Raw genomic sequence first — 23,066 nt, forward strand, 5'->3', positions numbered from 1 at the left:
AGTTTTAGCATGAATGATCAGCGGCAAATTTTTTTACATGGCCCACTGGGGCGTAGGCAATTTCGTGAAGTACTAGGCGGGCTAATGGCGGGTCTATTGCTCCACCCAGAGCCCATATGGTTAGTGTCGCCTTGGCTAAGTGACTTTCCTGTTCTGGACAACTGTTCTGGGCAGTGGGATGTACTTGAGCCTGGTTGGGGCGGTAGAGACGTAAGTTTTAATGAAGTGTTGGCGAGAGCAGTTAACGGCGGGTGTCGGTTGAGGGTGGTGACTCGTAACGACGCGTACAGTCGCCGGTTTGTCCAGCAGTTGAACGGTCGTTTAGTTGTCGGTCATGATTTTTGTTACCAGTTTAGTGAGCAGGTTCATACCAAAGGTTTACTTACCCCCAGTTGTTTTTTGAAGGGATCAATGAACTACACTTGGAGTGGAACAAACCGTAATGACGAGCACGTCATGCTGACCAGTAATTCTCAGATAATTTCTGAAGCGTTACTGGAGTTTGAAGATCATTACCGTTTCGAGGCGTATTCATGAGCACAGTGCCAACATGGTTGCAGCCATTTTTTGCAGTTGACAACCAGATCGATCCAGACAAAGTGTTTGCCGGAAAATATCCGCAGCCGTATCAGAGTTTGTTGGAGCCTTTGGTGCAAAGCGCCTGTGCGGGGCGGTGGCCGTTACTGTTACCGTATAGCTGTCCGCCGGAATTATGCTTCTACGCAGCCGCTGAGGATCGCCGTGCGCTGGAGGAGTTACGTCAGGTGCTCGCTGCGTTTTTAGGGACAGCGGGTACCTCACCTGATTATGGACTGATTAACACTCCAAGTAACGAGGGGCAGAGTGCATTGCTAGCACGTGCCCCCTCAGGATTGTTGCGTATTGATTTGCTCTACGGGGTGTGCGAGCAGCAGAAACATAGAATCTTTACAGTACTTGCTAATGTACTGAAGTTGTATCGTCAACGCCCCGCGCTTACATCTTTGGTCAAACGACCAATAGGTCGAGTGTTGCGTGATTTCATGCTGGCCTATCGATTACATGATGGCGAAAATGCTTGGCGTTTTTACGTAGAGCTTAAGAGTTTGGGAGGCTTCAGTCCACTTAATCTGCTGTCGTTGGAGTTGCAGGCTTTGGCTTCAGCAGATCGTTGGCAGGAAGTCGTTAACCATTCACGACTGCCCAGTTTGCTCGGCGGTCGTGTTCCGTTACGATTAGTTCGGCTATTGCTTCGAGCGCTGGGGCAGTTAGGGCTTAATCGGCTGCTAATTACTGAACTCATAAGTGAGGAAAGCAGGGACGAGTTGGCCGATTTGTGCTACCCGTTAAGCCCACTATTTATAACGGTTCCGCTGTTTGAAGTTCACGAAAGCTTTAAACAAGATTGGCAGTTGTGGGTTGCTGGTGCCGCTGCTTTAGGGAGTGCACAGGTTCGGCAGCAAATGCCCGTTTTTATTGAGTCGGACTGGTTGCGAAAACTACTACATTGGGCAGATTTTGCTCAGGAAGTTCAATCTGAAATTGAAATAGAGCCAGTTGTTGATGAACCGAAAGATCAGAAGGAGGGGCCCGGGGCGGTCCAGGCGTTACTGCAACGCTCGTTGGATGTATCATTAGTTGAATTGCAGCAGTTATGGCAGCAATTGCAGACCATGCCTGCGTCTTGGTTTGAGCCATTGCAATCATTGCCTATGATGACCGCAATTTTGCAAGATATGAAAAACCGCTTTTCTAGAGAACAGTTGGGTGGCTGGGATAGTTGGTTTCAGCGCTTGACTGATGCTGAATCGCAAACTGACGGGCTGGAGAGAAAGGCACAAGAGTATTGCGAAAATTGGACAGTTGAATCTTTTAGCTCGGAAAGATTGCTTAAATGCATTCAGGCTGGATCTCCTGAGGGGCAGACAATTCTTCGTAACACGCTGCCGTTGCTGTTGGATTGGTTGGAAGAACGGGACGTGACTTGTGAGGGAATTCTCTGGCTAGAGTTGTTGGAGTTGCTAGCTCTTGATTCTATAGTCAACCCCGCATTGCTGTCACTGGCAGCACAACTGACGCAGTTGATGTTGGAACAACCGTTCACAGTTGATGAGTATACGAGGTTGATTGACGCGATACTGATGTTATGGGATATCAATAAAGGACCTGAAGCGTATATCAGAATGATGGAGTTGATGGATGTACTGCTGGACGCGCCCTGCCCAGCAGCACCATTGCGTCGTCAAGTCTGGCAGTCGCTACAGGATTTTGCGGCAAAGCATTGGAGGCAAATAAAAGATCCAGCAATACGTCACTTAACCTTTGCGCTAATGCAAGAAATTCTTGAGGTTGGTGAGCCAGTCCCAGATTTTAGCAATAGCAAGGAGTCTGAATCAGACATCGATTCAGCGATAGAATTAACCCCTAATTTACAAGGGAAGTTGTTGGGTATTTACACTCTCACAGAAGGTGCCGCGCGCCGCGCTCGGGACGTACTGGAAATAATTTTCACAGGACTCAAGGTCGAGATTAACAATGATCATACCGCTACTCCAGCCTTGTGCCATCTGGCCAAAACGGCCGATTATTTTGTGTTCTCTTCTCGTAGTTCAAAACATCAGGCATTTTATCCGGTGATAAATGTAAGAAGGGATATTATCTACCCGTATGGTAAAGGTGCCTCAAGCATAGTTCGTGAGTTTATAGAAGGGTTAAAGCGGAAGGCTATTTAGGTGTTGGTGTGAACTGATATTTCAGTCAGACTTGTTCTAAGGGATCATCAGTACTTTGTGCATTTGTAGGCCGAGCTTCCACTTTGGATGAGACTTGCAATATTTTATGGTCAGTTCAGTGTTTTTGTGGGACTCTGGTCCATCCATTGGCTGGAGATAGAAATGGTTGAAGGTGAGGTGTTCAAATTTTTCTGGTTGTGCTTCAGTTTGTGGAAAAACTAATTTTAATTCATCGCCTTGAGTAATCTTTAATTCGGCTGTGGATTTAGGGCTGACGCAAATCCAGTCAATCCCGCTTGGCGGTATTATTGTGCCGTTTGTTTCCACAGCCACAGTAAAACTATGTTTGTGCAGTGCTTCTACTAAAGCATCATCTACCTGCAGCAGCGGTTCTCCTCCGGTCAATACCACGTACTTGTGACCTTGATCGGAGATAGGCCATAATGAATTTATTGCGAGGGCAAGGCCATTCGCATCCTTGAACTTTCCACCACCCAACCCGTCCGTTCCCACAAAGTCCGTGTCGCAGAAAGTACAGATCGCGCTAGCTCTGTCCTGTTCCCGTCCCGACCAGAGGTTACAACCAGCGAATCGGCAGAATACCGCGGGTCGACCCGCTTGGTTGCCTTCCCCTTGAAGGGTGTAAAACATTTCTTTGATGCTGTAAGTCATTTTGTTTACTCATCTGATTCAAATAGGTGGCGAGTGCACTGATCCGCCACCGCTGAACCATCATCAATCTCGTTCTTGAATGTACTGCTCATATCCAGTTTTGCGCAGTTCGCAAGCTGGGCACGTTCCACACCCGTAGCCCCATTCATGTTTCTGCTGTCGGGTCCCGAGGTAGCAGGTGTGGGACTCTTCTTGGATCAGGCTGACAAAATCTCGATTACCTAGATCTTCCGCCAAACGCCAGGTCTGCGCTTTGTTGAGCCACATCAAGGGCGTTTCAATGGTCACCGGAGCGTCCATCCCGAGGCTCAAGGCCACCTGGGTGGCTTTGAGGGTGTTGTCCCGGCAGTCTGGATAGCCTGAGTAGTCTGTTTCGCACATTCCCCCGACCAGCACTGTGAGGTCCCGTCGGTAGGCAATAGTGGCTGCGAACGTCAAGAACAGCAGATTTCTCCCGGGTACAAACGTATTGGGCAGTCCATTCTTTTCAAACTCTATAGTTTTCTCAGCGGTCATCGCCGTATCGCTGATCTGGCCGAGTAATTTGAGGTCAAGCACGTGGTCCTCACCGAGTCGCTTGGCCCAGTTCGGAAATCTGTTACGTACTTCCTGCAAGATATTCAGCCGACATTCGAGTTCGATTCGATGCCTCTGGCCGTAATCAAAGCCAATGGTCTCGACGTGCTCGTAACGTTCCAGCGCCCAGGCAAGGCAGGTGGTTGAATCTTGTCCGCCTGAAAAAAGAACTAAGGCTTTGGTGTGCATGCTGCTCTCCTCGGAACTGGGTCTGATTTAGCGCCGTTTCAGTTCTTGTTTGAGTTTTTCGGTCAGATACTTAGTGAGCAATCCGATATCAGTGGGCGTGTTCTGGATACCATTCCAGGGGCGGCGGTCGGTTTCAGAAATGTGCCAATCGCCACTTGTCCATGCCGTATGAGGTTTCAAAAGTTTTAGACCTTTGATAAAGCCTTCCTTGCTGGTTGTGCCTTGATCGGAGTAAAGCAACTCCATAACGAAGCTCAAAGAAACCAGGCCCGCCCCGTGCTTCAAACGTGAATTCCTGGGCGCTAGTCCTTCCCATTCCGATTTGAAAACTACACGCACTGCATGGAAGAAGTTATTGATAAGTTCGATGCTGCGCCCCTCAAAGTCATCAAACTTCATGAAACTACGAATCGCGCCATCATTCGCAGAGTTCATCACGAACTTCTGCATCGCCATGTCGCTTAGTACTCCTCTAGGATTCGTATGTTGTTTGATCTCGCCAAATAGAGAGGAGTTAGGCAGAAAATTCAACAAGTCAATAATGCGAGCAGCAAATTTACGACTCGTGAACCGTTCTGGCAGGCCGTCAACAGTCGGTAAAAGTTCATAGATCAGCGATTTTGGCAGCGGCCTCGTATTGTTGACGAGCACAAACTGCTGTCGCAGTTCGTTGTAGTCTTTACAAATCAATGCAGATACAAATACCTGGAATCCAGGTTTTTCCATCGTTGCAAGGGCGCTGAGTCGTTGTTGTCCATCGACCACAAAGCCTGGTTTGGATTCGGCAGCATCAATAATGATTTCTACAATACCCTCGCCGAGGTCTTTAATCGTTACCCCATCCAGAAAGGCCAAGATAATTGCGTTAGGAAGCAATGCATCGTCGCGCTGAAGATAGTCACGAATATCTCTGATGTGCGACGCGACTTGATGGCGCTGAAAGCCTTTGAGGTGGCCTTCCTCATCGCGGCCGACTCTCTCAATTTCAGAAAAATCTAAAATTTCATTTGGAGTGGCCGCAAACGAAAATACATCATGCCCGGAGGCCTGTTGGGCGCGCACACCCTTAAATCGATAGATCATTGTTTCGAAAGTTCCAGAGTTTTCTGAAGGTGGCGGTGGTACACGCCTAAGTTATGAAATCCGCGTCTTTTGTTTCGATTGCTGGCTCGAAAGATAATAGTTTCGATACCCGCGGACTGACAAATCGAACATTGGCATTTTTGCCACGGTTTATCTCTCAGCGTGGGTGAGATTAGTCGGATATGCTTGGCGATTTCTTTTTCCATTTCTATTGATGATGATATCGATCCGGAAAGAGTCAGTCGGAGATAGTCTACTAGCACGGCTAAAGTTGAATCAAAGTCGAGCAGGTTTTTATCGTAGTCGCGGATCGCTAGCAACGCCGCTTTTTCTTTGATTTGTAACTCTTCTGCGCTCAGAGTGCCTTTTTTTATTCCTTGCATCAGGCGTGGATTTTCAATCGCCTGAGGAATGCGGATAGCTGTGTAGTAATCCAGTTTGCTTGTATTGTTGCCCATGTAGTAATTACACTTCGCATCTTTAAATGCGCGTATAAGGGGGGAGGTTGAGTCAAAACTGGTAATGCCATATCCGGTGAACTCATGGATGTTCTCAGCTTTAGCAAAACCCAGCAGATGAATATTTGTCTCGGGCTTAAGGACCGCTCGAAGCTCTTTCAAAACCTCATGGATTTGATCGACTTTCAAAGGTACTAGACCTCCGATCGCCAAGTAGCGATAACCCATGTCTTCGAGTTGTTTTGCAGCGTTCGCCATGCTTTGAGGAGACCAACCCTGTACCGCTCCAAGAGGTTCGAAAGGCCATTCCGCCTCCTTCACTAAACGCAGAAACTCTTGCGCATTTTTGAGCGTAATTTCGTACCGAAACAGCACATCTTCCGACTGGCTCAGCGCTGGAGGATTGCTGGAGTCGCAGTTGAATATGATGTGGTCCGGCGAGCAACCGTGGGTGAATCCTGCATCTGAGTAGAACTCTACTACTTCGCTTGGGCTATACGCAGGGGTAGGGTGCTCTACATAGGCGAAAGCCCCGCAGTCACCTAGGACCATCGTATCTTTGAACTGAATGCCATCGAGTCGTAGAAATTTGCGCGCGCCTTCTCTGAGGAAGCGCTGCTGCTCGGAAGTCGAGTACCGAACCTTTGAATTAGCGACGCCATTTGCAGGTCGCACTGCGCTCATCGAGACCAAGAGCCCATCATAAGGGACGGGGGTCATCATTTCGTGTGCATACTGGTCATCCCAGTATCTCTTCCGGCCCGGCGCATTTCGATCGTTGATGAAATCGTAGTCCGGGTCTACGTAGTCTTGGGTGTCGGCGTATAAAAATTTCATTGGTGAGCGCTGGTCATATAGAGGCGGATCAAGGTTTCTTGCAGCGCCTTGATATCTTGAGGGGTGCTTTGGATTTCATTCCACTGGACATTAATCATCGGCCACTGACCTGTTGTCCATGCGCAGTAAGGGGCCACTCTGGCCAGTTCTTGTAGCACGGCTTCGTAGGTTTCGCGCTGACCACCGATTTTGGCGTAGATCCGATCCATAAGCACTCCCATGGCGATGATCCCCGCTGAGTGCATGAGTCGACTGCTCTTGGATTCAAGTGCCCACGCCTCTGGAAACGTATCACGCACTGCCCGCCAGAAGGTCGTCAGTAGGTTGTACATGGACTCAACGTTCGCCGCACCGTCGGTGCTGGAGGTGTAGGGAGCCAACGCCCCCAACGGATTACTGATGCTATTGCGGATCATCGTTATTACAGCAGTGTCAGTGATCACTGCTTTGCTATTTTGCTCGGACGACCGCTTTATGAGTTTGTGGAAAGGGGAGTTGGGATCGCGGCTAAGAAGCCCGCACAGCTCAGCTGGTGCCTTGCGAGCACTCAGTTCACGGGGCAAAAGGATGCTGCCTGTCTCCGGCAGTAGTTCGTTGATCAGTCGAGTGGGCAAGGGTTTGGCCTTGTTGACCAGAATAAATTGCTCGCGCTGAGTGGTCAGGCTGTCGGATACAAAACCGATCACTGGCACAGGAAGATCCGAATTGGCCGCTTTCGCCAACGCCAATGAGCGCTGTTGCCCGTCCACGATCCAGGCAGACCTCATTCCTTCCTCCCTGATAGGGATCGTCAGCGTACCCGCTTGCGAAAGCCCCGCGTCGCCTGTCGGCTTGCTTCCGCGTGCTGCAACAAAACGCAGGTCAGGAGACAGCGCCAAGATAATTGCATTGGGAAAAAGTACATTTCCCTGATTGAGGTACTCAGTGATCCCTTTGACATGACTCTTAATCTCGGGGCGCTGAAAACCTTTGAGGGGACTGCTGTCTTCGCGCGACAGGCGACTGATGTCGGCAATTCGGACCAGGTCAGATCCCCTGATGAATAATGCATACACATCAAGGTTGTCGCCTTGCGTGGTGCGTAGTGCACGCACCACAATCGCATCTTCGCTCGTCATGCTTTGCTCTCTATGCTGTCTTGACCTTTGATGTCCTGCCAGATCCTCCGAAAGCGCGATTGCTCGCACGACACCAGGGCGTCGTCCCTTAAGTAGCGTAACAATCGGGTGGAACTGCCTTGGTAGTCAGCCCATACACACTCAAGCATGTAGGCAATTTCACTGTCCGATGCGCGCCGCCGGATGGTCGTTTTTGCTAGGGATAAAAGATCCATCGCCGCGCTGACGCTCTTTCGAGCGATCTCAGCAGGAGCACTCGACAGTTCAAGAATCTCAATGAAATGACGCAGGGCTCTCTGAGGGAAATCGTTGCGAGTGCCTGGTAGTGTTGAGGTTTCAAGGCGTTCGTCATAGGGCATCGCGATGCGTCGTAAATGGCTGGGAAGCATCTCGATGCCTGGGCGCGAAGTGAATATTCTGAGCTTGTCGATCTGCGTGTCCCTGATTTTTCCAATGTCTTCGCCTATCAACTGGACATAGTTTGAAGAGAGGGCAATGAGCACCAAGTCGATGTCGGGTTGGCTGACGAGGTCCGCTAGGGCGCTTCCCTTTGATTGGGTGACATTCACGGCTTCCCACCAATCTGATGCGCGCACACCCAATTTTTCGAGACGTGGGATGATAGAATTCGGATCCTGAGCCACCGTCAGGTTGTACGGTGGACATCTCTGATCGCCTTCAATCAACCCTAAGCCGGTCGACGCAAACATTAGCTTTGCGTCCAACTTCGTTGCTACGCGCCTCGCGTCAGAAACGCTTCTACCCACGTAAAGTGAAGATGCCATCAGAGTGGTGGGACGCTCGTCTATTTGCCCCTTCCACGCCTTTGCCATGGCAGCAATCGATGAATAACACTCGTCGTTCAGCACCACTGGCGGCAGGCCGTCGAGACGTTTTCGATTGGTGCAGTTGGTGATGATGACGGTTCTCATGGGAAAACTGTAGGCCTGTTTTGACGGGTGTTGCATTTATCTGAGGCTGACAATTTACCATTTAATAACTGTATGGGCCAATGCGCTTAGGCTGGTTTTTATGCGGAAGGGTTGGTATAAGAGCCTCAATACTGCTGCTACCCCTCTTTCTGGGGGGCCGTTCGATGAAGGAAGAGACTCATTGCTTAAGTTCAGCGCAATCAAGGCGTTACAGAGCCCAACCCACCAAGTGGTATCGTTTGCGGCTACCGTTGAGCAGATTTTGGCGATCGCTAGCATCGACCGAGTCAAGCGTGATGATCGTGGCGCCCTTCATGGCTTTCAGCGGCCACAGGTGTCCAAGCACATACGAGAGATTCGCGACTACCTCTCCCGTCCCGATGCGGTAATGCCCAATGCTGTGGTGTTAGCGTTTACCAGTGGGGTCCGGGTGGTGGAAGGAAATGGAGCCTATGCAGAAATTGAGGTGGATATTTCATCCGGCCCTCCTGGGTTCGTTGTGGATGGTCAGCAGCGCCTATCTGCGTTAGCTGGGCTCGAGGGGAGTTCGTTCCAGTTACTGGTGTCTGCTCTTGTGTGTGAAAATCAGGAAGAGCTTCGCCGGCAATTCATTCTCGTCAACAACACCAGTCCATTACCGAAGTCGCTGGTATATGAACTGCTCCCGTCTGTCAGCGGCCTTCCATTCAGAATGACTTCCCGCGCCCGCGCAGCCCGCATCGTGGAAATGCTGAATTATGACGATCGATCTTCTTTGCAAGGACAGATTAAGCAGCATACCAACCCCTCAGGAGTCATCGGTGATACGTCGCTCCAGAAACTGGTAATGAATTCCTTATCTGACGGTTACTGTCGGGAGGTGATTGAGTTGTCGGGAGGTGAGGATCGGTGTTTCTTGGCCATCAGTGAGTTTTTCCAGGCGGTCCAGGAGGTGTTCGGAAATGCTTGGCATGGTCACACACCTAAAAGCTCTCGTCTCGTCCATAGCGCGGGGATTATTTCCATGGGGTTCGTCATGGAGCAGTTGTGTGCTACAGGAGCGCCACTGGCCCCAGTATTCAAGTTAGGCCTTAGAAAGCTACAAGGATATACAGCTTGGACGCTCGATTCGGGAGAGTGGTCCTTTAAAACAGGCAACCGGCCATGGAATGGAGTTCAGAATTTACATGGTGATATTCATCTTTTGACTGATCATTTGACCAGGGTGGTTCGAAGTTCGGAACTCGTACCTAGCTAACTGGTGCTCATTACTAATATTTAGGAGGCATTATGACTACTTTGGTTTCCTCGGATCTGTCTCCAGCCCTGGCCAGTGACGCCAGTGTAAAAGAGTTCTCAGAAGTCATTCTTCATCTGTCCATGGCTTTTCAGGAGGCATTGAGAAGGCTTGCAGGGCAGGACGAAGCTTTCCCTTCGGAAGGGTATGGCATGCTGACTGAAGCTTACGGTTTGCGGACCCGTGCGAATATTCTCTACCTGACGCCATCTACCCATGTGGTGCAGGCATTAGATTTTTCCCAAACTGCTATGTTGGGGAAATTCGAAGAAATATTGAATTGTTTGAGTGATGTAACCGATTTGCACACTGTTAACTCCATTTTGGTTTCCGTGATCACCATTGCATCAGCGCTGGGTGAGGGGCGAGCCAAAGTTGTAGAGTTTTTGTTTGAAACGTTATGCGTCGATCTTGAGTCTTGGAAGGTTTAGTCTAGCTGTTTGGTTTTTTGTCGCGTGAGATACGGGAGGAATCAGTGGAGATTTTTAAAGAGTTCGTTTTTGAGGCCGCTCATCGACTGCCCAATGTTCCAGAAGGGCACAAATGTGGGCGTCTGCATGGTCACTCCTTTCGTATTGCAATTTATATTGATGGCCCTGTCGATAGAACGTCGGGTTGGGTCAGGGATTTTTCCGAGATAAAGGAAATTTTCGCGCCTCTGTATGAACGCTTAGATCACAATTATCTTAATGAAATTCCCGGACTGGAAAATCCGACGAGCGAGGTTTTAGCCGTTTGGGTTTGGCAGGAACTAAAGCCATTGCTTCCAGAGCTATCCGCAATACGTATTCACGAGACATGTACAAGTGGATGTATTTATAGAGGGCCGGAGGTATAACCACTCTCGTGTAAAGAAAGTAGAACTATGCGCAGTGTGTAGTTCACTGGATAGGTCTAGCCTTTCATTGTCGAGTTTGGTGGTTGATTTTCTTGTCTAGCTCGGCCCTGTAGGGAGGTGGATATGGTCAAACCTAACAACGGTCGAGGTAAAAGTGCTAGACGTGCTCAGACTCTTTCACCATATTCTCTTAAATGGTACCAGGCGAAGATTACTTCTTGGGACTTTTCGTGGTCATTTCGAATGGCTACCCGACGCGAAGTATCGTCTGGGGAGGACGCTATCCAAGAATTCGCTGTCCTCACTTTCAAAGGTACTGTGGTTTATCCGGAGGAATTTAAGTATCCAGAGATAGAGATTCAATTGGTGGAAGGGTTTGCCTTCATCCCCAAAGAATCTGTTACTCCAAGTATTGGCTCGATGAGCGCAAATGGTCGATTGCTCTCGGTCTACGTCTCAGTTCCTGTGGAACGGATAAAGACATTGGTGTCCGTTGCACCTCACGTGCTGGTCGTTGATTTTCATGCATCGCCTTTACATTATCGTCGAGCGTTAGTCGTGTCGATACAATTAGATACTGAGGTGGAGTAATGTTTGGGCGCTGATCAAGCGTATGTATCGAGTGAGCAAGGCAGGTCATGGTGTCAGGCGATCCCGTGCCAAAGGTGCTAATCCGGTAACGTTGCATTGCACCGAAACTCAGTTCTCCCCATCCAACAACTTAGCCGCCCTGAACCTCTCTTCGAGCACCAGCACCACACCGGGGTAATACCTGGGACCGGAAATGAAACCTTCATGACCGAGGTGTGGAAAGGTGTAGGCATAACTGGTTTCTTTGCCTCCGGGGCGTACAAATCCCCGCTGCCCCTCTAGCCAGGTATTTAGCAGCGCCATGACTTGTTCCGGGTCCACATTCCCTAATTCGTCGGTGACGGCGTTTAGTGGCAGCGAAGGCACGATGAAGGTGGCGGCGAAACGGTGGTCTGTATCGTTAGCCAGATGCCCGCTGTCCTCCCAGGCAGCCTGCAAGCCCTTGTGCACATTGCGTGTCGGGTTGGAGCGTGGCCCGACCCGTTGCCAAGCTTGCTTGGCCTCGAAACCGAAGCAAACCTTGCGATTGGTGACATAGAGATCACACCGTCCCGGGCGCAGGTCGCCCGATTCCACGCCATCGGCTTTAACTTTGTGGCGCTTGCCCGTGGAGAACTCCTCCAAGGCCACCCAGTTTTCCATGGACCAGGCGGCGCCGGCCAGCGAGCTAAGAGTGGCACGCTCGTTGTACCACCAGCAGTTATCGACATACTTATGGATCGCCGCGTAACGCTCCACCATCGCCGTCCATTGCTCCAGTAGGGTCTTAAGTGAACCCTTGGGGGCCTTTACCTTGGTAAGCGATGTCATGTGGGTTCCCTTGTGATCTTCTTGATCGCAGAACCGGTGGCCATTGATGATTTCCATCTATTTGTATTAGTGGCTAAAAGACTTAATGCTGTCAATGTAGCTGCCACTGTCCTTCGCCAACCATGAGCTTAGTAAGACGATGTATGTGACGGCCCCGTCCGTGCCCAGGTAAGTCGCGGTGCCCCACCGAACTATGTGCCTGGCTTATTTGGCGGTATGCGTCCGGGCATCCCGTCTTGCGTCACTAAACCGGTTGCCACCTATGCGGCAGCAGCTCCGCAATCTCACTCGCCCGCTGCGTCGGCAAGCGCGTGAGGACGTCCTTCAAATAAGCATACGGATCATGCCCGTTGAGCCGCGCCGACTGGATCAAACTCATGATCGCCGCCGCGCGTTTACCGCTGCGCAGTGATCCTGCAAAGAGCCAATTTTTGCGACCCAACGCCCACGGCCGGATCTGGTTCTCTGCCCAGTTATTATCAATGGGCACAGCACCGTCATCGAGATAGCGCGACAGCGCCGTCCAGCGTTTGAGGCTGTAATCCAGAGCTTTGCTTATCGCCGAGCCGTCGTGCACGATCTGGCGCTGGGCGATCATCCAGGCATGCAGAGCATCCATCACCGGTACCGCTTTTTCTTGCCGTGTTCGGCGGCGTAAATCCGGTTCAAGGTCGCGGACTTCACGTTCGATTTCGTACAGCAACTGGATGTAGCGCAAGGCCTGTTCGGCGAGCTGGCTCTTGTTGGTGGCGTGCAATTCGAAGAACTTGCGCCGCGCATGGGCCATGCAGCCGATCTCGGTCACGCCGAGTTCAAAGCTGGCCTTGTAGCCGCCAAAATCATCGCAGACCAGCTTGCCCTTCCAGTCTTGCAGGAAGTTGCGGGCGTGTTCTCCGGCGCGGCTAGGGCTGAAGTCGTAAACCACCGCCGCCAAGTCCGAGAACTGGCTGGTGGCGTAGGCCCAGACATAGGCTCGATGGGTTTTCTTCGCACCCGGCGTGAGCATCTGCACCGGCGTTTCATCGGCATGGATTACGCCATGTTCGAGAACAGCATCGCGCAGGGCATCGACCAGCGGCTGCAACTGCACACCACAGTTGCCGACCCATTGCGCCAGGGTCGAGCGGGCGATGGCCAAACCGGCCCGACCAAAAATCGACTCCTGACGATAGAGCGGTAAATGGTCGGCGAACTTCGCAATCATGACATGGGCCAGCAGGCCGGCGGTTGGGATACCTTTGTCGATGACCTGCGCCGGAACCGGTGCCTGGATCAGCGTTTCGCACTGACCGCAAACCCACTTGCCACGGATATGACGCTCGACGGTGAACACGCCTGGCGTGTAGTCGAGTTTTTCGCTGACATCCTCGCCGATACGCTTGAGGGCGCAGCCGCACTGGCAGTGGCTGTTGTCGGGTTCGTGATGGATCAGGGTGCGCGGAAACTGCGGCGGCAAAGCGATACGTTTAGGTTTTTGCCGAGCCTCGGTCGAAACGGGAGCGGGTTGCAGCGCTTCAAGTTCGGCTTCGATGGCTGCGATGTCAGTATCGATCAGGTCATCAAGCAGACTGGCCTGATCCGGGCTCAGTTGCTCGCTGCGCTTGGCAAACTTGAAGCGCTTGAGCTGCGCGATCTCGTGGGCCAGTTTCTCGTTGACCGTTTTGTGATGGTGGATTTGCTTACCCATCGTCTCGACTTTCTGATCGAGATTCTCGACACGCTGCATCAACTGCGCCGCCAGAGCGCGCAGTTGTTCAGGGTTTAAGTGGTCGAGATTAGGAAGCGAAGTCATGCCGCCGATTTTGCCAGAACAGCCTAAAAGCGACGATAGGCTCATCGGACAATTGCACGGCCTGGCTGGTCGTGGCAGGCGTTATATGATGGAAATCGCGCTGCCTGGCCCAACTCTTTGCCAAGGCAAACCCAGCACCAGGGCATGCAGTTGTTCGGCACCTAGTTCCATCTGAGAGCCGTGTCGAGAACCCGGCCAGAAGAACTTGCCTTGATGCAGGCGGCGCGCCGCCAGCCAGATACCCAACCCGTCGTGCACCAGCACTTTCATGCGATTGGCGCGGCGGTTGGCAAACAAATAAGCACAGTGCGGCTGCGCTGCACCGAACACGGCGACCACACGCGCCAGAGCGGTTTCGGTGCCGGCGCGCATGTCCATGGGCTCGGTGGCGAGCCAGATGGAGTCGATGCGGATCATCGCAACAGGTCTCGAAGAAAGGTCGCGCAGGCGGCCGCACTATCGGTCGGCCAGTTCACTTTGACAGTTCCACGCGGGTGCTGGATTTCAACGCAGATATTCGATGATGCAGCTTGCGAATTTGCTCCGGCTAGCTGCATGGGTAACGGAATAAAAGCAGGTTGCAGCTCCGTGTTTTTTTGCGTTTGCACCCGAATCCATTTGTGGACAAGGTTCGCGTTGAGGCTATGGCTCAGCGCGACGCTGGCAATCGAGGCGCCGGGCTGGGCGCACTCTTGAATGACTTGGACTTTGAAGGATTTGGAGTAGGAACGGCGTTGTGGCTGCATGAAATACCCGCTTAAAAGGCTAGAACTGGTGCCCACTTAAATTTAAGTGCACACCATGTCTTGGCTTTGCAGGGCTGGGTAGATGACTTCGCCGGACGGATAGAGCGCCAGTTAAAGCTGGCGGAGGATAGTCGATGAAAGTTCGATACTGGTAGGAAATGGCGAATCAACCAGACCCCGAGTCATGCATGTTGCACCGCGAGGTGCAGGGTGAAGCGTTGACAGGGGAAACCGATGGGCCAGCCATTGAGCCGCGTAATCAGGAATCCGGGATGCCGATGCTGTTATCCGAAGCAGAAGGCAATACGGGGCATGGCGATATACGCCAGTCATGCTCTGATCCCGCGCGGTCGGAGACCCTGTGCACGTCGGGAAGTCCTTCGCACAGAAACTGGGAGATCTCAGCGGTGCCCGGTGCGCAAGCACCGGGCGGAGCAGGAAAGGCCAAAAGCCGTAACCCTGCTGTCCACGTCGCTGAGAAGTCGGATACGTCCGTAGTACCTGAGAAGCCATCGAACAAAGGGCCTGGCCCGGCGGAGATAGTGGAGGAAAGGGACGTAGCCAAGGGAAACACCGACATGCCCCCCGCGTCCCGGACACTGAGCCGGATCAGTTGCGCGTCGATGGGACTTGAAGGTGTACGTGAAGCCGCCCGAAGGAACAAGGGCTTGCAGTTCACGGCATTGCTGCACCACATCACCCCGCAATTATTGGCGCAGAGCTTTTATGCGCTTCGCCGCGATGCGGCGGTGGGCGTGGACGGTATGTCGTGGCGAGAATATGAGGAAGGTCTTCTCCAGCGGGTGACCGATTTGCACGGAAGGCTTCACAGTGGAGCCTATCGGGCAACGCCGTCGCGGCGGGTCTATATTCCCAAAGCCGACGGCAGGCAGCGTCCGCTGGGCATTGCCTCTCTTGAGGACAAGATCGTACAGCAGGCGGTTGTTACCGTTTTGAATGCGATCTATGAAGAAGACTTTCTAGGATTCTCGTATGGGTTTCGGCCGGGACGTAGCCAGCACGATGCGCTGGATGCGTTGACAGTCGCGCTCAAGGGCCAGAAGGTGAACTGGATATTGGATGCGGATATCACGTCGTTCTTTGATGAGATCGACCATGAATGGATGCTGATGTTTCTGGGGCACCGGATTGCAGACCGGCGGATGCTCGGACTTATCTGCAAATGGCTTCAGGCGGGTGTTATGGAGGGTGGCCGTAGGGTGGCTGCGACCAAGGGGACGCCCCAAGGCGCAGTGATATCGCCGTTACTGGCGAATATCTATCTTCACTACGTGCTGGATCTATGGGCAAGGCAGTGGCGCCAGCGGCATGCCCGTGGCGATGTGATCGTTGTGCGCTATGCGGACGACAGCGTGGTGGGTTTCAGGACGCAATGGCAGGCTCAGCAGTTTCTGGTGCAGTTGCAGGAACGCTTGGCCAGGTTCGGTTTATCCCTCAACGCCTCGAAGACACGGCTGATTGAGTTTGGTCGTTTTGCTGCGAGAAATCGTAGGAAGCGAGGTTTAGGAAAACCGGAGACGTTTGATTTCCTGGGCTTCACACACTGCTGTAGTACCAACAGAAGTGGTGGGTTTCAAATACTGCGGCTGACGGTCAAGAAGCGAATGCGTGCGACGCTGCTGGCCATTCGGGATGAGCTGAAACGCCGACGTCACGAGTCTGTTCGAGTCGTGGGTCAGTGGCTTACCCGGGTGGTCACGGGTTACTTCAATTACCACGCGGTGCCGGGAAATCTGATACGTCTTGGTGGATTTCGTCTGGCGGTTTGCCGTCTATGGCGGCAAGCCCTCAAACGTCGCAGCCAGCGTCATCGGCTTCAATGGTCACGCTACGGACGCCTTGCCGACCTCTACATACCTAGACCTAGAAATGCACATCCTTACCCTGAGGATCGCTTCGCGTCACGTACCCAAGGCAGGAGCCGTATGCGGTAGTTCCGCACGTACGGATCTGGGCGGGGGGCGGCAGGTAACTGCCGTCCCTACCGCGACCATTTGGCGCTATGTCATTGGAAGTTTTTCGATTTTAAGAAAGGGATTATCGGATGGTATCGATTCGAACAGCAGTTTTGATTCTTCAAGTAAATAACCTTTGAGTGTCGCTCTCTTCCGCGGACCTTCGATTTGGCAAGTCCAGATGTTCAAGCCATTTTCACGCTTCCTGTGGACATTCAGTTTCTCGAACTGCTTCTGCACCCAGCGCCATTCTTCAATTTTTTGATTCGCACTTTGTGAGACACCGGGAAACTCCTGGGCGTAGCGTTGGAAGAGGCCAGGTGTTACCAGAAACACCAAACCGCTCACGGTGTGCACCTTGGCCTTGCTGTCGTTGATGATCAGCTTGTGGCTTAGGATGCCTTCCTTGACCCAATTCAGGAATGCCTGGCCAGGGTTGTCCGAAGTGGGATTTGAAATTCCGAGAGCGCTTTCTGACGGTTGTTCACGAACCTCAGGTTCTGCCGAGTCGAACATATCCAGTAGCGTTCCGAGATAGTCGGCATCTTCCATCGCTATGGGATCTGGCAACAAGGAGCTTTGACGCGATCCTGTACTAACAGTCTTAGGCACTGGTGGTGATGCCGGAGCGTCAGTCGAGTGGTCATCGGCAGCCACGCTCAACGTTCCGCTGAAAGCCTCGGGGCGGTCTTCGCTTCCCCAGATCAACGCCGGCTGAAGGCGCAGAAAGGTAAAGCTCTGCTCCCAGTTTCCCTGTGTCACGAGAGCGGTCCAGATGGCTTTGCCTTCCGGGGTAGACTCGACTAACCCATGCGACTGCAGTTCATCGAACACGGCGATATTGGACGAGGGAATGCCCTCAATCGATTGCGATAGCAGGTAGGCTCGCAGCTTGTCCGTGACCGTCTTGCTGACGAGCCACAGCGCGTCCTGGGTCAGCCATGCTGCGGCACCTGGCTGGTTGAGTTTCAGCTCGTGCTGAACCAGATGACGCAGCCCGCAGATCAAGTGATGTTGCAACGAATGAATCGGCGCTTGCAGCGCCTTGCTTGGGTTGCCACCGATGTTCTGCGCGGTGGAGACCCGGTCGGCTTGAATGACCAACTCGCCCAGCACACCGGCGTGCTCGTATTGACCCGCCAGGACATACAGCAGGCTGGCCCATAGTGACGGAAATCCACTGAGCCAGTCCAAGATAGGTCGGTCGAGAATCTGGGTGTAGAGCAAGCCTGCGGCAGCGCCGTGCAGGTGATAGTCGCGACCTTTGAGGTAACGAAACCGATAGGGCTGATCGAGGGGGCCGTGCCAAGGGTGCCAAGGGCTGCCATCCTGACGTTCGACCAGCAGGTCCACGGCGATCTTGCCGATGTCATGGAGTAGGGCGCCATAGGCGATACCGGCGGACCAGGCGTCAGTCTGGGCGGCCTGGTCTTCGGGCGCGGCGCCGGAGGGAAGCAGATACGACTGACGCAGTTTCAAACTGCAGGCGACCAGTTCCAGTCCATGGTCGAGCATGCCGCCTAGATACGCATGGTGGTGCGTCTCGCTAGCCGGGAGTTGCTGGACCTGTTCGGCGTAGCGATGGATCGGATTTAAATAGAGTTGGATGAACTGCGCGTGGGAGAGGGCGGTGTACTGCCAGATGCGATCGAGCAACTGGCGGCGGTGCTCCGCTGCTAACAAGCTGTGGGCCGACTCGATCGGTAGGTAACCTTCGGCGACGCTCACGGTCGGTGGTGGAGGGGGCTTCTGCCTTTTGTGGCGAAACAGACTGAGCATCGTGACCTCCGGGAGGTGGCTGGGTCAGTGGCCTTTTAGCCTTTTCGGATAGGGCTCTTACCCTTGAGTCCCCATTCCCTTCCAACCCTTACCCGTCCTTTTGGCTCGTGTCCCTTTGTGCGGCAATCGGGATATTGATACTGCTAAACATCGTTTTGTTAAGGGGCTGGTACGAAAAAGAAAAGAGTCGGTACACTGCGGTGCATATTTTTTGGGTCTTGCCATGAACCTCACTGACGCCACGCTCGTGCTGTTGCTCGCGGCACGTATCCATGGGACCGACGAAGCCGTCAGGGATTCGGCGAAGAGCGTGGTCAAGAAGTTGCCGCGTAGTAAGCGTGATTTGATCTACAAGGTGATCGACAGCCGGAGTCCGTTCGAGCTGGTGGATTTTCTTGCGCAGAACCTGGATACGGAATGACATGCTGCGGGCGTGTGCCCATCTCTGATTCTTTGCGTCAGAGCCCCGCGGCATGGGGATTTTTCTGGGCACAGAAAAAAGGGCTCAACTCGCGTTGGGCCCTGTGAAGCGATTGCAGCGGTGAGGTAACGATTAAGCTCTATCGTTCATGCACAGCGAGTCATCCAAGACTACTTGCCCCAGTTGCTGCTCCAGGTTGAGCACATACTCAGATGCGCTTCGGGCGTGACCACTGGCGCGAAAGATCGCGCGCTTGTCAGCCTTGAGCAGGCCGAGCCAGGAGTCGATGTAGCCCTCGTGCCGCAGCTCTCCCTGTACACCGGCGTAGGCACATAAAAAAGCAGCGCCCATTTCGGCGATCAACTCCTCAAAAGCGTAGCCTGGCGAGCCGAATGGACAGGATGACGTCACGCCTTCGCGCTGCAACCGAGAGTGATGCCCGGTCCAGTGCGTCAGCTCGTGCAGTGCGGTAGCGTAGTACCCGCCTTCATCGTGAAATTGTGCTTTTGTCGGCAGTTGGATGAGATCCCTGATCGGATGGTAAAAGGCTTCGTCGGCAGGCCGATGAACGATGTGTACACCTGAACTTAACAGCAGATTTTCCGCAACGCTGTTGGCCTGGAAAGGATCGGTCGGTTCCGTTTCGAGCAGGGTTTCATTTAGCGCTTTGATCCCATCCGTTTGCTCGATGTTGAACAGAAAATGCGTCCTGAGAATGCCAAAGTGAGCGACCTTGGGCTGACCGTTTTCATCCAGTACGGGTTGGCCTGAGTCGGTCTGCTCCTCGCGCTCCATCGGCTTGTAGAGCACTGCCAGGGCGCTGTGCTCACCCTTACGAATGTGCCCACCGGCCTTTTTGGCTTGGTTGAAGGTCAGCCAACGATCTTGAGTGAACCCCTGCAACCTGGCCTCAGCCCAGAGCAACGGTAAATTGATACCCGAATAGGGACGACGCGTGATGGCGTTAATGGGGTAGGGTTGATGATGATTGACGTCAGCTGAGCCACTTGAGGACCAGGGTTTGATCCAGGGGACAACGCCTTGGTCTAACGCGGTAACGATCTTGTCAGTCACTTCTTGGTAGATATCGCGCATGGCATTTTCCTCGAGAGAAAAACGGAGGAACGCCTTGCCCGTCGGGGAGGGTTCCCCGGTTGGGTGATGGGTTGGATTGATGCAGGTCTTGCATGTCGTCCGAATGTGGAGGTGGGCGCCGCCAATTGGCTTAGCGCTGCTGTTCGCCTGCAAGCGCTATCAGCAAGGCGGCAGGCTTGCCCGGTTCTTGGAGTAGGCTGAGACTCAATTGCAGCAAAGGGTCTTGGTCTAAGTGAGCTGTTGATTGAATGTGGACTACCTCGAACAGCACATAGGGCTCGTGTGGAGAGGCCAGGTGGGCTTCGAATGCTGCGCGCAATACGTGGCTCAACCGATCGATCTGCAGCTTCTCAGCGTGATCGGAGTGCTCTAGCAGTACTGCGTGTTGCCACGCGCCAGGGGTGAACACGATGGGCAACCGAAGGGTGTTCAGTGTTTCCGGTGTCAGTGAGTCGGACATGGTATGTCTCCGTTGAAAACGCGAAGAAACTTGTCCCGTGCAGGGAAAGATTTCCCCGCAGTGGGTTAAAGAAAATCAAGAGGGTTTTCCTCACGAGCAGAGCTCGAAAGGCGCTCAGGAGAGCAGTAGGCGTTCATCACCGTAGAAACGGTCACCGTGCGAGCTACCGAACGCTAATCGCACTTGGGGAGAACCATCACCGAGGTGACATAGTCTTGAAGGTCCTGACTATCTGGGCAGGGTGCTGTCGGTAACAGCGATCCGTACCTAGTATTTAGCCGGACGATTTATATGGGTCAATCACTGTAGAGAAGCTGTTTCACGGGGCTTGTCTTCTGTCTTCCAGTGAAGATTTTTCGGCTGGGCAACTGATAAACGGTCAGGCACGGACAGTTTTCAGTAGTAGGCTGTTACTCCTGTCTCAACCATGAAAACGCTCAGAAGAGGGCGAGACCATGCCGACTCAGAACCCTGTTCAGGTTTCCTGTGCTCACCGCTGGGCGTACGCATGTGGCATGTCGGTGAAGCGTGGCTATCGTAAGTTGAAAACGTTTGAGTTCCGCGTGGCTGAGCGTGCGGTGACGGCAGGTCTGCCCGCAAGTAAACTACTTATTCGCGGGAGCTTTCTGATTGCCAAGTTGGCGCTGATCGGGGTGCTGCTCTTTGTCAGTGCTTGGCTGGTTACTTTCATTGTGATGATGCTGGCTGTCATCACTTTGCTATGGTTCAGGGCTTTTGTTGGCTCCGATCATCAAGAGGAAAATCCAGGGCCAGACTACCTAGGTGCTGATCTCTACATCGGTGACTTCGACGACAATGGGCATTATATAGGCGACAGCAAGTCACCTAATTGAGCGCTTAGCAGCACCCAATATTTGATCCGTGCCTTTGCTCGCTGAATCACTTGCGGCTTTGCTACCGTTCGCCAACATGCCTTGAATCCCGTTACCGACTGAATATCCTGCCCAGCTCATGGCCCCTAGAAACAGCATCGGCAGCACGATGAACATCGCCCCCATCACATACTCAATCACCTGTGCCGTGACGGTCCCATCCATAAAGCCGGATGTGGGCAGCGATAACAGCACTTGATTGGAAGCCGAAACTTGGTTGTACAAGGTATCGAGCAGGCTGGAGTCGACCCAGCGTGCTAACTCCCACCAGAAGCTCAGCATGTGCAGCGTGAACAGCGCGAATGTCACCGTCATGACGGTCTTCAGTTGGTAGGTACTGACCAGCAGAATCAGCGGCAAGCTGATGATGATGCCCATGATCAGAAAAGCCTGCACCATTGGCAGGGCGGCGCGTAGCGCATTCATCGCCGGGAAGTTGCTGAAGGAGCCCAGTGCCAATCCGGTATTGGTGGCCAGGTTATTGAGCCCCTGATTGATCGACCCGCCGCGAGCACTGGAGCCATAGTCCTGGTACACCTGTCCGGGCGACATGGACATCGATTGTTGGCGCGGGCTGACCAGCTCGCGCAGGGTGGCATCCTCGATCTCGTTGCTCGAGCGGCCAGTCAGCCAACCTTTCAGCTGAGTCAGTAGAGAGGGATCAACCTGCTGGATCAACCGCTCGCGCAAGCCAACCCCGCTGTCGCTCCACCACTGCTTGCAAGTGGGGTAGCCCGCGCCATTCTCCAGCCGCGGCAAGGAAACATCGCGGCTTTCGTCATACGGCCAACTGATTCGCGGTGTGCGTGAACGATCCGTGTCGTAGTAGCCGGGCGTGTCGAGAAGATAGCTTGAGCCGATCCAGGACGCGTCGTGACTTTGTGCCTTGTCCAGTTGCGGGCGATTGGTAAACAACCGAGAACGGGAATAGCCATAACAGTCGTGGGTGAAGTCGGCGACTTCCTGCAGCAGTACCTGGCTGTTGATACGCGAACTGTCGATCTCCATGCGCATCTGCCGAATATCCGGTGCGCAGGGAATGGAGGCGGTGGCTGCGGCGGTTACCCCTTTGCTCAAGGCATGCACCAGAAACCACCAGATCGGTACGTTGGCGGAGCGTTCGCCGATGGTGTTGAAGGTGGTCCCCCAGGCCGTTTCCGCCGGCTTGGCCACACTGACACCGCAGCGCTGGCTCGCCGCATCATCGAACGCCATTGAGGCGAGGCTCAACGGAAAGACCGGCGCGCAGCCGAACAAGACGACGATGTAGGCTAGCCACAACCGGTTCTCGATCCGCGGTACCGACAATAGTCCCTTGTTGCCTTCATCCGCGCCTTGCTGACGAGCCGACAACCACTCTTGCAAGATGATCGCGCCGAAGGGCGCGGCGAATAGTCCGGTATCGGACAGTACACTCCAGAGACCGTTGTTGATGATCCAGGCCAGCAGGGAGAGGTAAAACTCCAAGTAGCTGTTGGTGCTCATGAGCATGGTGGTGACCTCAGAGTCGGGTGAGTTCGACGCAGGTAAAGAGCACGAACCCTAATGTCCCGATGCGTTTCACGCGCAGTCGATCCAGTGGCCGATGTTGGTAGCGCCGAAGCAGATCCCACCAGAGCGCAAAGAGGGCGCCGTAGAGCAGGGCACGCCACCACCGCAGATAGGGCCCTACGGACTCGAATGCCTGCTGCCAGGCCTCGAAACTACCCAGCGCAGCGCGGCCGATCCATGCGACCAGTGCGGCGGTCAGGATCATCACTGCGCCAATCCCCAGACTCGAAAGCAAAGTGAATAGCCGCGAGCGTTTCATGGC

24 protein-coding genes are annotated in these 23,066 nt (G+C 53.3%); 9 read left to right on the forward strand and 15 right to left on the reverse strand.

The window, feature by feature from the left end:
- The first annotated feature begins 9 nt into the window (after window positions 1-9).
- Together dpdK and dpdD are read left to right on the forward strand one after the other, a co-directional pair.
- Window positions 10-537, forward strand: a complete 528-nt coding sequence (dpdK, locus tag JFU47_RS01535) for a phospholipase D-like domain-containing protein DpdK (protein ID WP_083471339.1) — start codon at window positions 10-12, stop codon at window positions 535-537.
- Window positions 534-2,711, forward strand: coding sequence for a protein DpdD (gene dpdD / locus JFU47_RS01540; RefSeq protein ID WP_201180329.1), 2,178 nt, complete (start codon window positions 534-536; stop codon window positions 2,709-2,711). The genes dpdK and dpdD overlap by 4 nt, the downstream gene beginning before the upstream one ends.
- 36 nt (window positions 2,712-2,747) lie before the next feature.
- On the opposite strand, the gene queE is transcribed toward dpdD, so the two are convergent.
- The 6 genes from queE to JFU47_RS01570 form a co-directional block, all read right to left on the reverse strand.
- Entirely contained in the window at window positions 2,748-3,383 is a 636-nt protein-coding gene (gene queE / locus JFU47_RS01545; protein ID WP_201180330.1) for a 7-carboxy-7-deazaguanine synthase, read from the reverse strand.
- A gap of 63 nt (window positions 3,384-3,446) precedes the next feature.
- Window positions 3,447-4,148, reverse strand: a complete 702-nt coding sequence (gene queC / locus JFU47_RS01550) for a 7-cyano-7-deazaguanine synthase QueC (protein WP_201180331.1) — start codon at window positions 4,146-4,148, stop codon at window positions 3,447-3,449.
- A gap of 27 nt (window positions 4,149-4,175) precedes the next feature.
- Complete coding sequence (dbpB, locus tag JFU47_RS01555; RefSeq protein ID WP_201180332.1) at window positions 4,176-5,231, reverse strand: DGQHR domain-containing protein DpdB; 1,056 nt, start codon at window positions 5,229-5,231, stop codon at window positions 4,176-4,178.
- The gene (gene dpdA, locus JFU47_RS01560) at window positions 5,228-6,526 is read right to left on the reverse strand and encodes a tRNA-guanine transglycosylase DpdA (protein WP_201180333.1); all 1,299 of its coding nucleotides are present in this window, start codon (window positions 6,524-6,526) and stop codon (window positions 5,228-5,230) included. The genes dbpB (JFU47_RS01555) and dpdA overlap by 4 nt, the downstream gene beginning before the upstream one ends.
- On the reverse strand, window positions 6,523-7,644 hold the full coding sequence (gene dbpB, locus JFU47_RS01565) for a DGQHR domain-containing protein DpdB (protein WP_029290753.1): 1,122 nt from the start codon (window positions 7,642-7,644) through the stop codon (window positions 6,523-6,525). The genes dpdA and dbpB (JFU47_RS01565) overlap by 4 nt, the downstream gene beginning before the upstream one ends.
- Window positions 7,641-8,576, reverse strand: a complete 936-nt coding sequence (locus tag JFU47_RS01570; protein ID WP_201180334.1) for a hypothetical protein — start codon at window positions 8,574-8,576, stop codon at window positions 7,641-7,643. The genes dbpB (JFU47_RS01565) and JFU47_RS01570 overlap by 4 nt, the downstream gene beginning before the upstream one ends.
- 181 nt (window positions 8,577-8,757) lie before the next feature.
- On the opposite strand from JFU47_RS01570, the gene dbpB (JFU47_RS01575) reads away from it, so the two are divergent.
- From dbpB (JFU47_RS01575) to JFU47_RS01590, 4 genes are all read left to right on the forward strand, one after another.
- Entirely contained in the window at window positions 8,758-9,813 is a 1,056-nt protein-coding gene (gene dbpB, locus JFU47_RS01575) for a DGQHR domain-containing protein DpdB (RefSeq protein ID WP_095974524.1), read from the forward strand.
- A 32-nt stretch (window positions 9,814-9,845) separates the two neighbouring features.
- Entirely contained in the window at window positions 9,846-10,283 is a 438-nt protein-coding gene (locus JFU47_RS01580; RefSeq protein WP_169873260.1) for a hypothetical protein, read from the forward strand.
- 44 nt (window positions 10,284-10,327) lie between these two features.
- Window positions 10,328-10,690, forward strand: a complete 363-nt coding sequence (queD, locus tag JFU47_RS01585; protein WP_169900424.1) for a 6-carboxytetrahydropterin synthase QueD — start codon at window positions 10,328-10,330, stop codon at window positions 10,688-10,690.
- Window positions 10,691-10,813: 123 nt separating this feature from the next.
- A complete protein-coding gene (locus tag JFU47_RS01590) occupies window positions 10,814-11,281 on the forward strand; it encodes a hypothetical protein (RefSeq protein ID WP_169900422.1) in 468 nt (155 codons plus the stop codon).
- A gap of 108 nt (window positions 11,282-11,389) precedes the next feature.
- Here JFU47_RS01590 and JFU47_RS01595 read toward each other — a convergent pair whose 3' ends face one another.
- The 4 genes from JFU47_RS01595 to tnpA all read right to left on the reverse strand — a co-directional run bounded on the left by JFU47_RS01595 (window position 11,390) and on the right by tnpA (window position 14,629).
- Window positions 11,390-12,148: a hypothetical protein gene (locus JFU47_RS01595; protein WP_201180336.1), complete on the reverse strand. Its 759-nt coding sequence runs from the start codon at window positions 12,146-12,148 to the stop codon at window positions 11,390-11,392.
- A 187-nt stretch (window positions 12,149-12,335) separates the two neighbouring features.
- Window positions 12,336-13,883: an IS66 family transposase gene (tnpC, locus tag JFU47_RS01600; RefSeq protein WP_201180340.1), complete on the reverse strand. Its 1,548-nt coding sequence runs from the start codon at window positions 13,881-13,883 to the stop codon at window positions 12,336-12,338.
- Between the two features lie 81 nt (window positions 13,884-13,964).
- The gene (tnpB, locus tag JFU47_RS32955; RefSeq protein WP_058392002.1) at window positions 13,965-14,300 is read right to left on the reverse strand and encodes an IS66 family insertion sequence element accessory protein TnpB; all 336 of its coding nucleotides are present in this window, start codon (window positions 14,298-14,300) and stop codon (window positions 13,965-13,967) included.
- Complete coding sequence (gene tnpA / locus JFU47_RS01610; RefSeq protein ID WP_207202829.1) at window positions 14,297-14,629, reverse strand: IS66-like element accessory protein TnpA; 333 nt, start codon at window positions 14,627-14,629, stop codon at window positions 14,297-14,299. The genes tnpB and tnpA overlap by 4 nt, the downstream gene beginning before the upstream one ends.
- A 188-nt stretch (window positions 14,630-14,817) precedes the next feature.
- Between tnpA and ltrA the strand changes: the two genes are divergently transcribed.
- Window positions 14,818-16,584 carry a group II intron reverse transcriptase/maturase gene (gene ltrA, locus JFU47_RS01615; RefSeq protein ID WP_446739623.1) on the forward strand — a complete coding sequence of 589 codons (1,767 nt, stop codon included), beginning with the start codon at window positions 14,818-14,820 and terminating at the stop codon, window positions 16,582-16,584.
- A 66-nt stretch (window positions 16,585-16,650) separates the two neighbouring features.
- On the opposite strand, the gene mobH is transcribed toward ltrA, so the two are convergent.
- Window positions 16,651-18,384: a MobH family relaxase gene (gene mobH, locus JFU47_RS01620; protein WP_201180344.1), complete on the reverse strand. Its 1,734-nt coding sequence runs from the start codon at window positions 18,382-18,384 to the stop codon at window positions 16,651-16,653.
- A gap of 223 nt (window positions 18,385-18,607) precedes the next feature.
- On the opposite strand from mobH, the gene JFU47_RS01625 reads away from it, so the two are divergent.
- A complete protein-coding gene (locus JFU47_RS01625; protein ID WP_201180346.1) occupies window positions 18,608-18,805 on the forward strand; it encodes a DUF7740 domain-containing protein in 198 nt (65 codons plus the stop codon).
- Window positions 18,806-18,937: 132 nt separating this feature from the next.
- Here JFU47_RS01625 and JFU47_RS01630 read toward each other — a convergent pair whose 3' ends face one another.
- Both JFU47_RS01630 and JFU47_RS01635 read right to left on the reverse strand, forming a co-directional pair.
- A complete protein-coding gene (locus tag JFU47_RS01630) occupies window positions 18,938-19,900 on the reverse strand; it encodes an ArdC family protein (protein ID WP_201180348.1) in 963 nt (320 codons plus the stop codon).
- 130 nt (window positions 19,901-20,030) lie between these two features.
- Window positions 20,031-20,360 (reverse strand): hypothetical protein, encoded by a 330-nt coding sequence (locus tag JFU47_RS01635; RefSeq protein WP_201180349.1) that lies wholly within the window; start codon window positions 20,358-20,360, stop codon window positions 20,031-20,033.
- A gap of 455 nt (window positions 20,361-20,815) precedes the next feature.
- Here JFU47_RS01635 and JFU47_RS01640 point away from each other — a divergent pair, with 455 nt between their 5' ends.
- On the forward strand, window positions 20,816-21,214 hold the full coding sequence (locus tag JFU47_RS01640; RefSeq protein ID WP_201180350.1) for a DUF3742 family protein: 399 nt from the start codon (window positions 20,816-20,818) through the stop codon (window positions 21,212-21,214).
- Here JFU47_RS01640 and JFU47_RS01645 read toward each other — a convergent pair.
- Window positions 21,203-22,744, reverse strand: coding sequence for a conjugal transfer protein TraG N-terminal domain-containing protein (locus tag JFU47_RS01645; protein ID WP_201180351.1), 1,542 nt, complete (start codon window positions 22,742-22,744; stop codon window positions 21,203-21,205). The two genes, JFU47_RS01640 and JFU47_RS01645, sit on opposite strands and share 12 nt — an antisense overlap.
- A 10-nt stretch (window positions 22,745-22,754) precedes the next feature.
- Complete coding sequence (locus JFU47_RS01650) at window positions 22,755-23,063, reverse strand: hypothetical protein (protein WP_201180352.1); 309 nt, start codon at window positions 23,061-23,063, stop codon at window positions 22,755-22,757.
- Window positions 23,064-23,066 lie beyond the last annotated feature (3 nt).

The organism is Pseudomonas sp. TH39(2020) (assembly GCF_016650715.1).
Taxonomy (GTDB): domain Bacteria; phylum Pseudomonadota; class Gammaproteobacteria; order Pseudomonadales; family Pseudomonadaceae; genus Aquipseudomonas; species Aquipseudomonas mandelii_C.

What these genes read in the sequence shown, in the direction of transcription:
- dpdK (WP_083471339.1), top strand. Translation starts at nt 10, where the DNA reads ATGAATGATCAGCGGCAAATTTTTTTACATGGCCCACTGGGGCGTAGG.
- dpdD (WP_201180329.1), top strand. Translation starts at nt 534, where the DNA reads ATGAGCACAGTGCCAACATGGTTGCAGCCATTTTTTGCAGTTGACAAC.
- queE (WP_201180330.1), bottom strand. Translation starts at nt 3,383, where the DNA reads ATGACTTACAGCATCAAAGAAATGTTTTACACCCTTCAAGGGGAAGGC.
- queC (WP_201180331.1), bottom strand. Translation starts at nt 4,148, where the DNA reads ATGCACACCAAAGCCTTAGTTCTTTTTTCAGGCGGACAAGATTCAACC.
- dbpB (WP_201180332.1), bottom strand. Translation starts at nt 5,231, where the DNA reads ATGATCTATCGATTTAAGGGTGTGCGCGCCCAACAGGCCTCCGGGCAT.
- dpdA (WP_201180333.1), bottom strand. Translation starts at nt 6,526, where the DNA reads ATGAAATTTTTATACGCCGACACCCAAGACTACGTAGACCCGGACTAC.
- dbpB (WP_029290753.1), bottom strand. Translation starts at nt 7,644, where the DNA reads ATGACGAGCGAAGATGCGATTGTGGTGCGTGCACTACGCACCACGCAA.
- JFU47_RS01570 (WP_201180334.1), bottom strand. Translation starts at nt 8,576, where the DNA reads ATGAGAACCGTCATCATCACCAACTGCACCAATCGAAAACGTCTCGAC.
- JFU47_RS01580 (WP_169873260.1), top strand. Translation starts at nt 9,846, where the DNA reads ATGACTACTTTGGTTTCCTCGGATCTGTCTCCAGCCCTGGCCAGTGAC.
- JFU47_RS01590 (WP_169900422.1), top strand. Translation starts at nt 10,814, where the DNA reads ATGGTCAAACCTAACAACGGTCGAGGTAAAAGTGCTAGACGTGCTCAG.
- JFU47_RS01595 (WP_201180336.1), bottom strand. Translation starts at nt 12,148, where the DNA reads ATGGAAATCATCAATGGCCACCGGTTCTGCGATCAAGAAGATCACAAG.
- tnpC (WP_201180340.1), bottom strand. Translation starts at nt 13,883, where the DNA reads ATGACTTCGCTTCCTAATCTCGACCACTTAAACCCTGAACAACTGCGC.
- tnpB (WP_058392002.1), bottom strand. Translation starts at nt 14,300, where the DNA reads ATGATCCGCATCGACTCCATCTGGCTCGCCACCGAGCCCATGGACATG.
- tnpA (WP_207202829.1), bottom strand. Translation starts at nt 14,629, where the DNA reads ATGCAGCCACAACGCCGTTCCTACTCCAAATCCTTCAAAGTCCAAGTC.
- ltrA (WP_446739623.1), top strand. Translation starts at nt 14,818, where the DNA reads ATGTTGCACCGCGAGGTGCAGGGTGAAGCGTTGACAGGGGAAACCGAT.
- mobH (WP_201180344.1), bottom strand. Translation starts at nt 18,384, where the DNA reads ATGCTCAGTCTGTTTCGCCACAAAAGGCAGAAGCCCCCTCCACCACCG.
- JFU47_RS01625 (WP_201180346.1), top strand. Translation starts at nt 18,608, where the DNA reads ATGAACCTCACTGACGCCACGCTCGTGCTGTTGCTCGCGGCACGTATC.
- JFU47_RS01630 (WP_201180348.1), bottom strand. Translation starts at nt 19,900, where the DNA reads ATGCGCGATATCTACCAAGAAGTGACTGACAAGATCGTTACCGCGTTA.
- JFU47_RS01635 (WP_201180349.1), bottom strand. Translation starts at nt 20,360, where the DNA reads ATGTCCGACTCACTGACACCGGAAACACTGAACACCCTTCGGTTGCCC.
- JFU47_RS01640 (WP_201180350.1), top strand. Translation starts at nt 20,816, where the DNA reads ATGCCGACTCAGAACCCTGTTCAGGTTTCCTGTGCTCACCGCTGGGCG.
- JFU47_RS01645 (WP_201180351.1), bottom strand. Translation starts at nt 22,744, where the DNA reads ATGCTCATGAGCACCAACAGCTACTTGGAGTTTTACCTCTCCCTGCTG.
- JFU47_RS01650 (WP_201180352.1), bottom strand. Translation starts at nt 23,063, where the DNA reads ATGAAACGCTCGCGGCTATTCACTTTGCTTTCGAGTCTGGGGATTGGC.